Annotated in this window: 8 protein-coding genes; 6 read left to right on the forward strand and 2 right to left on the reverse strand. The window is 66.8% G+C overall.

Going from position 1 to position 15,349, the window contains the following annotated elements; genetic code table 11:
- Positions 1-514 precede the first annotated feature (514 nt).
- Complete coding sequence (locus AC1DF4_RS14515) at positions 515-1,318, reverse strand: carbon-nitrogen hydrolase family protein (RefSeq protein WP_476913533.1); 804 nt, start codon at positions 1,316-1,318, stop codon at positions 515-517.
- A gap of 117 nt (positions 1,319-1,435) precedes the next feature.
- Here AC1DF4_RS14515 and glgX point away from each other — a divergent pair, with 117 nt between their 5' ends.
- The 3 genes from glgX to AC1DF4_RS14530 are packed head-to-tail and all read left to right on the forward strand — an operon-like array spanning position 1,436 to position 4,469.
- Complete coding sequence (gene glgX, locus AC1DF4_RS14520) at positions 1,436-3,550, forward strand: glycogen debranching protein GlgX (RefSeq protein ID WP_476913534.1); 2,115 nt, start codon at positions 1,436-1,438, stop codon at positions 3,548-3,550.
- A gap of 50 nt (positions 3,551-3,600) precedes the next feature.
- Complete coding sequence (locus tag AC1DF4_RS14525; RefSeq protein ID WP_476913535.1) at positions 3,601-4,104, forward strand: guanyl-specific ribonuclease; 504 nt, start codon at positions 3,601-3,603, stop codon at positions 4,102-4,104.
- Positions 4,105-4,112: 8 nt separating this feature from the next.
- Positions 4,113-4,469, forward strand: a complete 357-nt coding sequence (locus AC1DF4_RS14530) for a barstar family protein (RefSeq protein ID WP_476913536.1) — start codon at positions 4,113-4,115, stop codon at positions 4,467-4,469.
- A gap of 82 nt (positions 4,470-4,551) precedes the next feature.
- Here the strand turns inward: AC1DF4_RS14530 and glgP are convergent, their stop codons facing one another.
- A complete protein-coding gene (gene glgP, locus AC1DF4_RS14535; RefSeq protein WP_476913537.1) occupies positions 4,552-7,170 on the reverse strand; it encodes an alpha-glucan family phosphorylase in 2,619 nt (872 codons plus the stop codon).
- 142 nt (positions 7,171-7,312) lie between these two features.
- On the opposite strand from glgP, the gene AC1DF4_RS14540 reads away from it, so the two are divergent.
- From AC1DF4_RS14540 to AC1DF4_RS14550, 3 genes are read left to right on the forward strand one after another with little or no spacing between them, the layout of a single operon-like run.
- The gene (locus tag AC1DF4_RS14540; protein ID WP_476913538.1) at positions 7,313-9,385 is read left to right on the forward strand and encodes an alpha-1,4-glucan--maltose-1-phosphate maltosyltransferase; all 2,073 of its coding nucleotides are present in this window, start codon (positions 7,313-7,315) and stop codon (positions 9,383-9,385) included.
- A 5-nt stretch (positions 9,386-9,390) separates the two neighbouring features.
- On the forward strand, positions 9,391-11,187 hold the full coding sequence (gene treS / locus AC1DF4_RS14545) for a maltose alpha-D-glucosyltransferase (protein ID WP_476913539.1): 1,797 nt from the start codon (positions 9,391-9,393) through the stop codon (positions 11,185-11,187).
- Position 11,188: 1 nt separating this feature from the next.
- Positions 11,189-14,947, forward strand: coding sequence for a 1,4-alpha-glucan branching enzyme (locus AC1DF4_RS14550; RefSeq protein ID WP_476913540.1), 3,759 nt, complete (start codon positions 11,189-11,191; stop codon positions 14,945-14,947).
- Positions 14,948-15,349: the final 402 nt, after the last annotated feature.

Here is a 15,349-nt window from a genome sequence, read left to right on the forward strand (position 1 = left end):
CGGCCTCACTCCGCTCTGGTCGGCGATGCGCTCCTTGCAAAACTCCGGTACCGGCTCTGACGCTCCCGCACCTATGGCGGGCCGACGGCGGACGCTCCCGCACTCTTGGCGGGCGGACGGCAGACGCTCCCGCACCATTGCCGGGCGGCGACAGAACGCTCTCTCACGTCTCGTGGGAGAGCGTTCCCGTTAAACGGCGAAAGGTGAGGGAGCGTTTCGAAATCGACAGCGAAAGATGAGGGAGCGTCGTTTTCCCGAAGTACCTCGACACAGGTGAGTTGAATTCGAGCGGGCGGCGGTGTCTTGCAAAGGAGCGCATCGCCGACCTGAGCTTCCGCAGGCCACCCGCGGCCGGAGGAAGCGTCGGGAGGTGTCTAAGCGACGGCAAGGCGCCGGTGTCCGCGGAAGGTAACCACGGCGAAGGTGACCACTGCAAGGCGCCGGTGTCCGCGGAAGGTAACCACGGCGAAGGTGACCGCGGCGAAGGTATCCACGGGCGGACCCGGCGGCCAGCCTAGAACTTGTGGCGGTTGGCGAGCACCGGGAGTTTGGTGCGGGCTTCTTTGACGACGGCGGGGTCCAGGTCGGCGAACAGCAGGCCGGGGGCGCCGTCGAGCTCTTCGAGGACTTCTCCGAACGGGGAGACGACGACGGAGTGCCCGACGCCGGTGGGCGCGGCGCCCTTGGGCTCGATGCCCTGGCTGGCGGGGTCGCCTTGGCCGCAGGCGAGGACCAGCGTGGTGGAGTCCGCGGCGCGCGCCCGGGCCAGGAGCTTCCATTGCTCGGCCTTGCCGGGGCCGGAGCCCCAGGATGCGCACACGATGTTGACCTCGGCGCCGCGGTCCGCGTTTTCGGTGAACAGTGCCGGGAAACGGATGTCGTAGCAGGTGGCCAGGCCAAATGTCACGCCGTTCAACTCGAAGGTGACGGGCGAGGTACCGGCGTCAACGGTGTCTGATTCCGCGAAGCCAAAGGCGTCGAAGAGGTGGATCTTGTCGTAGCTGGTCTCGATGCCGCGGCCCGTGACCAGCAGGGTGTTGCGTACCTTGCCGCCGTCGCCCCCGGTGCCCGGGGTGAACATTCCTGCGACGATCACGATGTCCTGGTCCGCGGCGATGGCGCGCAGCCGTGATGCCCACGGTCCGTCCAGCGGCTCCGCGATGTCCAGGAGCGAGTTGCCGAAGGCACGCATCGTGGCCTCGGGGAACACCACGAGCTCTGCGCCGCCGGCTTTGGCCCGGGCCGCGTAGCCCGCCACGAGGGCCAGATTTCCGGCAAGATCGCGTCCGGTGATGATTTGAGCGAGTGCAATCCGCACTATTACCTCCAATTTCGGCGCTTGTTCCAGTATGCAACGCCGCTATTCCGTACACTGCACTTCGTCAGGAAAAGCAGGAACCGGGGTTATTTGTTCGGCCCCGCTAAACTTTAAGCAATGGTTATGCCCTACGTAGACACAGCTTCCACGGTAGACGCCTCGCGCGCGTTTCCGCTGGGAATCAGCGTTCCGGTCACCGGGTCGCCGGCAACGGACGACCCTCGGGGTGCCTTCGCGAATGTCGCTGTCTACGCGCCCGGGGTGACCACCCTCGAGATCGCCTACCAGGCGCCCGGCGGCATCTGGCAACTTAAGACGCTGCCGAACGTGACCGACGGCGTGCACCACGGCATCGTCGAAGGCATTCCGGCCGGCTCGCGGTACGGGTTCCGGGCCTCCCCGGACCACGAGGCGCTCCCGCTGTCCATGCCCTCGACTGATTTCGATGCCATCGGCGAGCAGCCTCTGCTGCTGGACCCCTATGGCCGGGCCGTGGATGAGCGCGACGATTTCATCACGAGCGTCCGGATGGAAAGCGGCTTCGATTGGGGCAATGACCGCAGTCCCAGGGTCCCGTGGCGCAACACGATCATCTACGAGGCGCACGTCCGCGGACAGACCAAGCTCCACCCGGACATCCCCGAAGACCTCCAGGGCACGTACGCCGGGCTGGCCCACCCGGCAATGATCGAGCACCTGATCGCATTGGGGGTCACCGCCGTCCAGCTCCTTCCGGTGCACTTCCACGTGGACGAACCGCACCTGCAAAACCTCGGCATGACGAATTACTGGGGCTACAACACCGCCGCGTTCTTCGCCCCGCACCCCGGCTACGCCACGCAGGCGGCGCAGGCGGCGGGCGCTCAGGCCGTCCAGGACGAGTTCAAGGGCATGGTCAAGCTCTTGCACGCCGCCGGACTGGAGGTGATCCTCGACGTCGTCTATAACCACACTGCCGAGGGTGGCCCGGACGGCCGGACGCTCAGCTTCCGCGGACTGGGCGAGATGACGTACTACCGCAATGACGGCCACGGCAAGTACGTGGACACGACCGGCTGCGGCAACAGCCTGAACTTCGGCGAGCCCCGCGTTGTGCAGCTGGTCCTGGATTCGCTGCGCTACTGGGTGACCGAGTTCCACATCGACGGCTTCCGCTTCGACCTTGCGGTGACGCTGGCCCGCAATGCCGCCAACGAATTCGATCCCCGGCACCCGTTCCTCGTCGCGATCGGCGCCGACCCGGTGCTGTCGGCCACGAAACTCATCGCCGAGCCCTGGGACATCGGCTACGGCGGCTGGCAGACCGGCCGTTTTCCGGCCGGCTGGGTGGACTGGAACGATCACTTCCGCGACGCCGTCCGCAGCTTCTGGCTCGCCGACCGCGCCGCGATCGACGGCGGCGGGCAGGGCGGCTCCGTGGCCCGCCTCGCCGATGCACTCTCCGGCTCCGCGCGGCTGTTCGAGCCGTCCGGCCGGTCCCGGCTGGCCTCGGTCAACCTCATCACAGCGCACGACGGTTTCACCCTGGCCGACCTCGTGTCCTACGACCGCAAGCACAACGAGGCCAACGGCGAACAGAACCGTGACGGCCACGGCGACAACCGCAGCTACAACCACGGCTTCGAGGGCCCCACTGAGGATGAGGACATCCTCGCCAGGCGGGCGCAGTCCAGCCGCAACCTGATGGCGTCGCTCATGATTTCCCAGGGCGTGCCCATGATCACCGCGGGCGACGAGCTCGGCCGCACCCAGCAGGGCAACAACAACGCCTACTGCCAGGACAACCCGATGACCTGGATCGACTGGACCAGCACTCCCGAATCACACTCGATGCTGCGCACCACCAAACGCGTGATCCGGCTCCGCAAGGAATTCCTCGCCGGGCAGCCGCACGACTACCCGACCCGCGATAAGCAGTCCTACTTCCACTGGTTCGACGAGCGCGGCGAGCCGATGGCCGGGGACAGCTGGCAGGATCCGGGGCACCGGGTGGTGCAGCTCCTGCTCGGTTCCGACGACGGCCATGTGGACGGACTCGTGGTGGTCAACGGCGGCGTCCAGGACGTCAAGGTCACGTTGCCGCCGCTCAGCAACGAGGACGGCACCGGCCACCGGCTCTTCGAACTGCGCCTGACCACGTCCGGGCTCCATGACCGGCGCCAGGGCGTCCGGGTCGCGTCGGGGGAGCGCGACGTCGTGCAGGCCAATTCCATCAACATCTACCGCACCTAATAGCTGCCAAACGCAGTCCGGCCCTCGATCCAGGCATAGGGGAACCACAAGTGAAGCTCCAGCGGCTGACGGCCCTGCTTGCACTGCTGGCCGGGCTGGTGGTGCTGGCGTTTGTGCTGGCCGGCATGCCGCAGCAGGGAGCGGCGCCGCCCGACGCCGACCAGCCGGCCACGAGCCAGACTGCCACCAGCCCGCCCGCGGCGCCGGCAACGGCCGGCGTCGCGAACCCGCCTGCGGCGCCGGCATCGTCCGCCGTCCCAAACACGTCCGGCCTGCCGGAAGTGCGGGCCTCGGAACTTCCCGACGAGGCCCGCCGGACGCTGGCGCTCATTGCCCGGGGCGGGCCCTATCCGTACACCCGCGATGACGTCACTTTCGGCAATTTCGAGCGCATTCTTCCCCGGGAGTCCTCCGGCTATTACAAGGAATACACGGTCCCGACGCCGGGCGAATCCGACCGCGGAGCCCGCCGGATAGTGGCCGGAAAAGCGGGCGAGAAGTATTACACCGCGGACCATTACAACTCGTTCAAACTCATCATCGAAGGCAAATAAAGGAACCCATGAAGATTTACTCCGCAGACACCTGGACCATCGAGGAACTGCAGGCCCTCGTGGCCGACGCCGGCCGGCGCACGGTGCTGATTCCCGCCGCTGACACCAAGCGGACCGTCCTCGAGACGTTCGCTGAGACGCTGGACTTCCCGGATGACTACGGAGTCAACCTCGACGCCCTCAACGATTCCCTGCACGACTTCGCCGACGCAGTCTCCGACGACGGCCAGGCCCCGATCACGTTCATCTGGGAAGTCCCTTCAGCCTTCCGGGCGGACCGTTCCTTCGGCGTCATCTGCGAAATCCTGCAGGACGCGGAGCGTTACGCCGGCAAGAACCTCGCCGTCATCGCCGTCTGCCTCTAAGCCCGCAACAGACAGCAGCGCCGCATCCCGGCGATCCGGGGTGCGGCGCTGCTGTCGTGTTGTTCGGGAAGCAACCCGCGGGTCACGCGTTGACGATCAGGCCCAGTTCCGCCTTGGACGCGAGGGCCGTGTGCTTCGGGAGCACCCGGACCGTGTAACCGAAGGAACCGGACCGGTCGATCACCACGGTGCCGCTGAAAAGATGCCGGCCCTTGCCGAGGTCTTCAATCGCTTTCAGCTCCGCCACCGTGACGTCGGCCAGCTCGTCGCTGTCCTCCGCCTTGCCGTACGCCACTTCGACGGACACATCATCCGGGGTGAGATCGCGCAGGGCCACGTAGGCGTTGACCTGGAGCATGTCGCCGATCTGCGGGTCCTCCGAGACACCCACCGAGTCCACATGCTCCACCTGGATCTGGGGCCAGGCGGCCCGGACCCGCGAGGTCCAGGCCGCGAGGGCCTTCGCCTCGGCAAAATTGTCCGCAACGGCACGGCGGCCGGCGACGGCGGCAGGGCGGTACAGGACGTTGACGTAATCCTTCAGCATCCGGTCCGCCGAGACTGCCGGGCCCAAGTGGGACATGGTGTGCTTGATCATCGAGACCCAGTGCGTGGGGACAGCCTGCGGCCCTGACGTCGAAGGCCCGGCAGCGCCGGCGCCGTCGGACACCGTGAGCCCGTAGAAGCGGGGGGCCACCTGTGTCTCCAGCAGCTCGTACAGCGCAGCGGCCTCGATGTCGTCGCGTTCCTCGGGGGACGCGTCGTTGTTGGCGGTCGGGATCGCCCAGCCGTTCTCGCCGTCGTACATTTCGTCCCACCAGCCGTCCAGGACGGATAGGTTGAGCGAGCCGTTCAGGGCGGCCTTCATCCCGGAGGTGCCGCACGCCTCCAGCGGACGCAGCGGGTTGTTCAGCCACACATCGCAGCCCGGGAACAGGGTCCGGGCCATGGCGATGTCGTAGTTGGGCAGGAACGCGATCCGGTGCCGCACGGCAGGGTCGTCGGTGAACCGGACCAGGTCCTGGATCATCTTCTTGCCCGCGTCGTCGGCCGGGTGCGACTTGCCCGCGATGACCAGCTGGATCGGGTGGGTCTTGTGCAGCAGCAGCGCCTTGAGCCGCTCGGGCTCGCGCAGCATCAGGGTGAGCCGCTTATAGGTGGGCACTCGCCGGGCAAAACCGATGGTCAGGATGTCCGGGTCCAGCACGGAATCCGTCCAGGCGAGTTCGGCGTCGGCCGCGCCGCGCTTTTTCCAGGCGGCCCGGAGGCGGCGCCGGACGTCCTCCACGAGGGACACGCGCATCTCCCGGCGGAGGGCCCACACGTCCTCGTCGCTGACGTTGTAGGCGAGGTCCCAGCGGCCCTGCTCTTCCGCGTCGGAGCCGAACTGGTCACGGGCCAGTGCAGAGACGCGCGGATCCACCCAGGTGGGCACGTGCACGCCGTTGGTGACCGACGTGATGGGCACCTCGGAGTGGTCGAATCCGGGCCACAGCGCGGAGAACATGCCGCGGGACACCACACCGTGCAGCTTGGCCACCCCGTTGGCGCGCTGCGCCAGCCGCAGTCCCATGACGGCCATGTTGAAGACGAACGGGTTGCCGTCGGTGTAGTCCTCGCGGCCGAGGTTCAGGATCTTGGCCACCGGAACGTCGGGAGCCAGCCCGGCGTCGAAGAAGTGCTGGATCTGCGAGACCTCGAAGCGGTCGATGCCGGCCGGGACCGGGGTGTGGGTGGTGAACACGGTGGAGGCGCGGCCGGCAGCCAGTGCTTCGTCCCAGCTCAGCGGATTCTCCCCGGACATCAATTCCTGGATCCGTTCCACCCCAAGGAAACCGGCGTGGCCCTCGTTGGTGTGGAACACTTCCGGCGCAGGGCTGCCGGTGAGCTGCTGGAAGGCGCGCAGGGCTTTGACGCCGCCCATGCCGAGCAGGAGTTCCTGCTGGAGTCGGTGGTCGCCGCCGCCGCCGTACAGGCGGTCCGTGATGCCGCGCGCGGCCTCGTCGTTGCCCGGCACGTTGGAGTCCAGGAGCAGGAGCGGGACACGCCCGACGTCGGCCCGCCAGACGTGCGCCAGCAGGCGGCGGCCTTGGGGGAGCGGCAGTGAAATCTGGATGGGCTTGCCGTTGCCGTCGGCGGAGGCTTCGCGCAGCAGGGTCAGCGGCAGCCCGTCGGGGTCCAGGACAGGATACGTTTCCTGCTGCCAGGCGTCACGGGACAGGGACTGCTTGAAGTAGCCGGCCTGGTAGAGCAGGCCGACGCCGATCAGCGGCACGCCAAGGTCCGAGGCTGCCTTCAGGTGGTCGCCGGCGAGGATGCCGAGGCCGCCCGAGTACTGGGGCAGCACTTCGGTGATGCCGAACTCGGGGGAGAAGTAAGCGATGCATGCTGGCGCACCGTCGCCGAGGCTCTGGTACCAGCGGGGCTGCTCGAGGTACTGGTCGAGGTCCTCGGCTGCGGCGTGGACCCGCTGCACCACGTCCTGATCTGCGGCGAGGCGCTGCAGTTCCTCCCTGCTTACCAGACCAAGGAAGCTCACCGGATCGTGGGAGCTCTCGGCCCAGATTTTCGGGTTCAGGCCCTCGAAAAGCTGCCGGGTGGGCCGGTGCCAGGACCACCGAAGATTGGTGGCCAGGCGGGCAAGCGGCCGGATCGGCTCGGGAAGAACGGTTCGGACGGTAAATCTGCGGATTGCCTTCACCAGCGAAACACTAACCGACAAGTCGGGGGCCCGGAACCGCTTTAAGTCTCTTTTGTATAAATGACGGACCGGCTTCCGGAAAACCTCCGGAAAAACTGAGCAGCCTTAGCAATCTGGCCGATTTGTCGATAACGTCGAGCCTGTGACGACTAACTCGCGAACCAGTGCCGTGTCCAAGCAAAAGCCGAAGGCCCTGATCACGGAAGGCCTTCGCTTTGGCCGTTTTCCGATCACCGCTGTACAGCCTGCGGTCGAAGGCGGGAAATTCCCTGCCAAGGCCGTCGTCGGGGAAACCCTGGTGGTGGGCGCCACCGCTTTCCGCGAAGGCCACGACCTGCTCGGCGTCAGCGCCGTCCTGCTGGATCCCCGCGGAAAAGAACGCCAGCGCGTCCGTCTCGCTCCGCCCCGCGGCAACCGCGGGAAGGGAACCGACCGCTGGGAAGGCCTGCTGACCCCGACCACCACGGGCAACTGGTCCTTCGTCATCGAGGCCTGGCACGACCGCTACGGCACCTGGCACCACAACGCCGAGGTTAAGGTCGAAGCCGGCATCGACGTCGAGCTGATGCTGGCCGAGGGCGCCGCGCTGCTCTCCGAAGCCTCCGAGGACTCATCGCGCCCGTCCGCGGACCGGCGGACCTTGCGAATGGCCGTCGTCGGGCTCAACGACGCCGGCAAGACGCCCGAGGAGCGCCTCGCCGCCGGATTCGGCCCCGAGGTGGCCGCCGTCGTCGACCGCCAGCCGATCCGCGAACTGGTGACCGTCTCCGAGAACTACCCCCTGCTGGTGGAGCGCGAGCTCGCGGGCAGGGGCTCCTGGTACGAATTCTTCCCGCGGTCCGAAGGCGCCGTCCGCGACCCCGCCACCGGCGAATGGACTTCCGGCACCTTCCGCACGGCCGCCCAGCGGCTCGACGCCGTCGAGGCCATGGGTTTCGACATCATCTACATGCCGCCGATCCACCCGATCGGCATCCAGCACCGCAAGGGCCCGAACAACACGCTGCTGGCCGGGCCGCACGATCCGGGCTCCCCCTGGGCCATCGGTGCCAAAGAGGGCGGCCATGACGCCATCCATCCGGACCTCGGCACGTTTGAAGACTTCGACGCCTTCGTGGCGCGGGCCGGGGAACTGGGCCTGGAAGTCGCCCTGGACCTCGCGCTGCAGGCCGCACCGGACCATCCCTGGGTCCAAAGCCACCCCGAGTGGTTCACCACCCGCGTTGACGGCAGCATCGCCTATGCGGAGAACCCGCCGAAGAAGTACCAGGACATTTTCCCGCTCAACTTCGACAACGACCCCGCCGGCCTCTCCAACGAGATCCTGCGCATCGTCTTCCTCTGGGTGAGCCACGGCGTCAAGATCTTCCGCGTCGACAACCCGCACACCAAGCCGGTGTGGTTCTGGGAATGGCTGATCGCCAAGGTCAACAAGAAGCACCCCGACGTCGTCTTCCTCGCCGAGGCGTTCACCCGCCCGGCCATGATGCACGCGCTGGGGCGGGCCGGCTTCCAGCAGTCCTACACCTACTTCACCTGGCGGAACACCAAGGAGGAACTGGAGGAGTACTTCCAGGAGGTCAGCCACGAATCACCGGCATTCTTCCGGCCGAACTTCTTCGTCAACACCCCGGACATCCTGACCGAGTTCCTGCAGTACGGCGGGCCGCCCGCGTTCAAGATCCGGGCCGCACTGGCTGCCACTGCCAGTCCCATCTGGGGCGTCTACGCCGGCTTCGAACTCTACGAGCATGTGGCCCGGCCTGGCGCCGAGGAGTACATCGACAACGAGAAATTCGAGTACAAGGACCGTGACTGGGACGCCGCGGCCGAATCCGGCCGGACGCTGGCCCCGTACCTCACCCGGCTCAACGCGATCCGCCGGGCACACCCAGCCCTCGGGGACCTGCAGAACCTGACGGTGCACGCAAGCACGGACAACGCCACAGTCGTCTACTCGAAGCACAAGACCCTTCCCGACGGCACCAAGGACACGCTCATCGTCGTCGTCAACGTGGACCCGCACGGCATCCGGGAAAGCACGGTGACCCTGGACCTGGCGGCACTGGAGCTGGACCCGGAGAACCTGACGCACAACGGCCGGTTCATGGTGGATGATCTGGTGACCGGCGAGAGCTGGGAATGGGGCGAGTACAACTACGTTCGCCTGGACGCCCATGTGGAACCCGCGCACATTCTTAGCATCCGGAGGTAGCACGAGTGAGTTTCAGCCCGACGAACCCCAACCAGCACTTCAGCCCGAAGGGGACCTTTGAACTGAACGCGCCCGGCCTCCAGCATGATCCCCTCTGGTACCGCAAGGCGGTCTTCTACGAAGTGCTGGTCCGGGGGTTCGCGGACGGAAACGGCGACGGGTCCGGTGACTTCCACGGGCTGATCGAGAAACTGGACTACCTGCAGTGGCTCGGCGTCGACTGCCTCTGGCTCCCGCCGTTCTTCCAGTCACCGCTCCGGGACGGCGGCTACGACATCTCGGATTACAACTCCGTCCTCGACGAATTCGGCACGATCAGCGATTTCAAGCGCCTCGTCGCGGAGGCCCATGCCCGCGGCGTGCGCGTGATCATCGACCTCCCGCTGAACCACACCTCGGACCAGCACCCGTGGTTCCAGGAATCCCGCAAGGATCCGGAGGGGCCCTTCGGTGACTTCTACGTCTGGAGCGACACGGACGAGAAGTACGAGGACGCCCGCATCATCTTCGTGGACACGGAGGAATCCAACTGGACCTTCGACCCGATCCGGCGCCAGTTCTTCTGGCACCGCTTCTTCAGCCACCAGCCCGACCTCAACTTTGAGAACCCCAAAGTCATCGACGCGCTCTTCGACGTCGTGAGGTTCTGGCTGGACCAGGGCATCGACGGATTCCGTGCGGACGCCATCCCGTACCTCTTCGAGGAAGAGGGAACGAACTGCGAGAACCTGCCGCAGACCCACGAGTTCCTGCGCAAGCTGCGCAAGATGGTCGACGAAAGCTACCCGGGCCGCGTGATCATCGCGGAGGCCAACCAGCCGCCGGCCGAAGTGGTGGAGTATTTCGGCAGCCAGGAAGAACCGGAATGCCACATGGCGTTCCACTTCCCGATCATGCCGCGGCTCTACTACGCGCTGCGGGACCAGAAGGCAGCGCCCATCATCGAAACGATGAAGGACACTCCGAACATCCCCGAAGGCGCCCAGTGGGGCACCTTCCTCCGGAACCACGACGAGCTCACTCTGGAAATGGTCACCTCCGACGAGCGCGCCGCCATGCTCGGCTGGTACGCCCCGGACCCGCGCATGCGCGCCAACATCGGGATCCGGCGCCGGCTCGCGCCGCTGCTGGACAACTCCCGCTCCGAGATCGAACTCATCAACGCCCTGCTGCTCTCCCTGCCCGGCAGCCCGTTCCTGTACTACGGGGACGAGATCGGCATGGGTGACAACATCTGGCTCGAGGACCGCGACGCGGTCCGCACCCCGATGCAATGGAACCCGGACCGCAACGCCGGGTTCTCCAATGCCGACCCGGGCAAGCTCTACCTCCCGGTGATCCAGTCGCTGGTCTACAACTACAGCATGGCCAATGTCGAAGCAGAGGCGGCACATTCCGGTTCACTGCTGCGCTGGACCCGCCAGATCCTAAGTGTCCGGAAGAACCACCCGGCCTTCGGGCTGGGCGCCTTCGAGCACGTCGAAGCGGACCACGACGTCGTCCTCGCCTACCTGCGCGAACTGCCGGCCGGCAACGCCGCCGGCGAGGAGCCGGAGACTGTCCTGTGCGCCTTCAACCTGTCCCAGCACCCGGTGGCCACCACTTTGCGGGTTCCGAGGTTCGCCGGCCGCGGCCTGCGGGACGTGTTCGGCGGGCAGGCGTTCCCCGCGATCTCCGATGATGGAACCCTGACGCTGACCCTGGGCAGCCACGATTTCTTCTGGCTGCGGATCCGTTCGGCCGCCTCCAACCCGGCGTCGCCCCACACGCAGGCCATGCCTATCCTGTCCATCGAAGGCTGAGATGACCCGACCGACTCTTACCCCTGCCCTGAGCGGACTGCTCGGCGGCTGGCTTCCGCGCCAGCGCTGGTTCCCCGTGAAGAGCGCGGCGTTCAGCTTCGAGCCGGCCGGGGGCCTGAGCCTCGCCGGCGGCTCTGACGGACCTGGCAGCCCCGGCGGTCCTGGCGGCGCCACCGCGTCCGGACTTGAGGTGCTGCTGCTGGCCGTGAGCTACCCGACGCCGGACGGTTCACGTACCGACGTCGTCCAGGTCCCGCTCAGCATCCGCAGCGCGCCCCTGGCGGGGGCGGAATCAGCGCTGATCGGTCAGATTTCCGGGCCGGGCCCCGCCGGAACCTCCGGCCCGGCCGGATCCGCCGGAACAGACACCGCCGCCGTAGCGCCCGACGCCCGGTGGGTCTACGACGGCGTCCACGACCCGGCGTTCATCGCGGCATGGCTCGAACTGATGCGCGGCGGCGGCCGCACTCCGTCCGGGAATGCGACCGGCCACCTCGTTGCATCGGGCTACGTCCTGCCCCGGGCCACCGGCGTGGTGAAAGTCCTCTCCGGGGAACAGTCCAACAGCTCGGTGATCGTCGACGACGGCGGATCCGCCGCGATCCTGAAGTTTTTCCGGGTGCTGTCCGAAGGCCAGAACCCGGAGGTGGAAATCGGTGCTGCCCTGACCGCCGGACACACCGTTGAAGTGCCGGCCACCCTCGGCTGGGTGACCGGGGAGTGGGAGTCCCCGTCCGGGCAGGACGGCGTCGGACCCGCGGTCGGTGAACTGGCTGTGGCGCACGAGTTTCTCGCGGGCGGGCTGGATGCCTGGCGGCTCGCCGTCGATGCGGCGAGCGGTGGGCGGGATTTCACCGCCGAGGCCCACGCGCTGGGAGCCGCCACCGCCACGGTGCACCGCCGGCTGGCCGAGGCGCTCGGCGTCGCCTCCGAATCCATTCCCGGCGGCGACATTGCGCCCGGCGTGGCCGAGCGCGTGCGGCAGTCCTGGGCGCAGGCCGGGACCGCCGTCGGACCTTACGGTGAAGCGCTCGACAGGCTCCTTGTCCGTCTGGAAGGCAGCGGCGCCGGGCCCCTGCAACGGATCCACGGCGATCTCCACCTCGGGCAGATCCTCCAGGTTCCCGGCGGTGCCGGGAAGGCACCGCGCTGGGCCATCCTCGATTTTGAGGGCGAGCCGCTCCGGCCGATTTCTGAGCGCAATTTCCCGGACGTCCCCCTGCGCGACGTTGTGGGAATGCTGCGGTCCTTTGACTACGCCGCCGGCGCGGCCGTCCGGGAGCACCCGGACGCGGACGTCCCGGAATCCTGGGTCGATGACTGCGCCGAGGCCTTCCTGGCCGGCTACGCGGACGTCATCCCCGGCAGCATCGACCGTGATTCGCCCCTCTTCGTGGCGCTTTGGCTCGACAAAGCGCTCTACGAAGTCATCTACGAACTACGGAACAGACCGGACTGGCTCTCCATTCCGGTCCACGCATCACGTCGTCTCCTCGGCAGTACTGGCTCCGGCGTCCCGGCCGAAGCCGCAGCGGAAGGTATCAAAATGACAGGTTCAGCACGTATCGATCGTCCAGGAAGTCCCATGCCGGTGGATGCGGACACCTTGGCGAGGGTCGCCTCCGGCGAACACCATGCGCCGCACTCGGTCCTGGGCGCGCACCTCGATGACCACGGGCACGTCACCATCCGCACGGTCAAGCACCTCGCCGAAGCCGTCTCCGTTGTGACCGCTGCCGGCACTTTCCCGATGACACACGAGTCCGGCGGGGTATGGGTTGCCGTGCTGGAGCCGGTGGACTCGGGACACGTGCCGGACTACCGGCTGGAAGTGACCTACGAGGGCCAGGCGCCGCAGGCGGCCGATGACCCCTACCGCTACCTGCCCACCATCGGTGAACTGGACCTGCACCTGATCGGTGAGGGCCGCCACGAGCGCCTCTGGGATGTGCTCGGCGCGCATGTCCAGCACTACAAGTCCACCATGGGCGACGTCGACGGCGTTTCTTTCGCCGTGTGGGCGCCAAACGCCCAGTCGGTGCGCGTGAAAGGCGACTTCAACGGCTGGGACGGGCGGCAGCACTCGATGCGGTCCCTCGGCTCCTCCGGGGTCTGGGAACTCTTCATCCCGGGCGTTGTAGCAGGGGCGTGCTACAAATTTGAGCTCCGGACCAAGCACGGCTACTGGGTGGAGAAGGCGGATCCGCTGGCGTTCGGCACCGAGGTCCCGCCGCTGACGGCGTCGCGCGTCGTCGAGCCCTCCTACGCCTTCAAGGACACAGAGTGGATGGAGGCCCGGGCCGGGCAGGATCCGCACAACTCGCCGATGAGTGTCTATGAAGTGCACCTCGGCTCCTGGCGGGTCGGCCTCAGCTACCGGGAACTGGCCAAAGAGTTGGTGGCCTACGTCAAGTGGCTCGGCTTCACCCACGTGGAGTTCATGCCGGTGGCAGAGCACCCCTTCGGCGGATCCTGGGGATACCAGGTCACGTCCTACTTCGCCCCGACGTCGCGCTTCGGCCACCCCGACGAATTCCGGTACCTCGTGGACGAACTCCACCAAGCCGGAATCGGCGTGCTGCTGGACTGGGTGCCGGCGCACTTCCCCAAAGACGAGTGGGCGCTGGCCCGGTTCGACGGCGAGGCGCTGTACGAGCACGCCGACCCGAACCTTGGCGAACACCCGGACTGGGGGACGCTGATCTTCGACTTCGGCCGCCGCGAAGTCCGCAACTTCCTCGTCGCCAACGCGCTGTACTGGCTCGACGAATTCCACATCGACGGCCTGCGCGTGGACGCCGTCGCCTCGATGCTCTACCTCGACTACTCGCGCGAGGAGGGGCAATGGCAGCCGAACCGGTTCGGCGGACGGGAAAACCTTGAGGCCATCTCCTTCCTGCAGGAAGTCAACGCGACGGTCTACAAGACGCACCCCGGCGCGGTCATGATCGCCGAGGAATCAACCGCGTTCCCGGGTGTCACGGCGCCCACCAGCCAGGGCGGCCTGGGCTTCGGCATCAAATGGAACATGGGCTGGATGCACGACTCGCTCAAGTACATTTCCGAGGATCCGTTCAACCGCAAGTGGCACCACGGCACCGTCACCTTCTCCATGGTGTACGCCTATACGGAGAACTTCCTGCTGCCCATCAGCCACGACGAGGTTGTGCACGGCAAGGGATCGATGCTGCGCAAGATGCCGGGAGACCGCTGGCAGCAGCTGGCCAACCTGCGCGCCTTCCTGGGATACCAGTGGGCCCACCCGGGCAAGCAGCTGATCTTCATGGGCACAGAATTCGGCCAGGAAGCCGAATGGTCCGAGCAGCACGGCCTGGACTGGTGGCTGGCCGAAATTCCGGCGCACCGGGGAATGCAGCTCCTGACCAAGGACCTGAATGAGCTGTACAGCGCCACGCCGGCGCTCTACGAACAGGACAACGACCCTGCCGGCTTCCAGTGGATCAACGGCGGGGATTCGGACCGCAACGTCCTGACCTTCATCCGCCGGGATGCCGCGGGCAACCCGCTGGTGTGCGCCTTCAACTTCTCGGGCGGGCCGCACACCGACTTCCGCCTCGGCGTCCCCGCGGTGGGGGAGTGGCAGGAAGTGCTGAACACCGACGCCGACACGTATGGAGGATCCGGCGTCCTGAACAAGGGCACCTTGACGGCAACGGACGTGGACATCGACGGCCAGCCGGCCACCCTCACCGTCACGCTGCCTCCCTTGGGGGCCGCGTACTTCAAACCCGTGAGCTGACGCCGGGCCCGCTGCCCCGGCAGCGGGCAGGCTGAGGTTCGCCGAAGAGCCCGGAATCCCCGTGATTCCGGGCTTTTTTGGCGCTCTGCAGGAGGGTGCAGCGGCGCCCCTTTGTCACCAGGGCGAAGTGGTGGTAGAGTTTATTTCCGCGCTGCTCCCCGGAGTTGATCGGCCAACAAGACCCAGAAGCCTCACGGCAAGACTGAGTCGGGGTGCCGATTTGACAAGGGTGAAGCGGCCCGGTAAGTTTGAAAAGTTGCTCCGGAGCGATCCGCGGCCCTGAGGGGTTGTGGTGGTGCCGGGTGTGTCTGTTGTTTGAGAACTCAATAGTGTGCCAAGTTTGTTGATACCAATTTATTGTATTGAATTGGTTGAATTGACCAGGTTGCGCCACCCCGTGGT

The sequence above is a fragment of the Arthrobacter sp. 05N429 genome, from assembly GCF_056397045.1.

Coding starts and splice junctions, on each gene's coding strand:
- glgX (WP_476913534.1), top strand. CDS start 1,436: ATGGTTATGCCCTACGTAGACACAGCTTCCACGGTAGACGCCTCGCGC.
- AC1DF4_RS14530 (WP_476913536.1), top strand. CDS start 4,113: ATGAAGATTTACTCCGCAGACACCTGGACCATCGAGGAACTGCAGGCC.
- AC1DF4_RS14550 (WP_476913540.1), top strand. CDS start 11,189: ATGACCCGACCGACTCTTACCCCTGCCCTGAGCGGACTGCTCGGCGGC.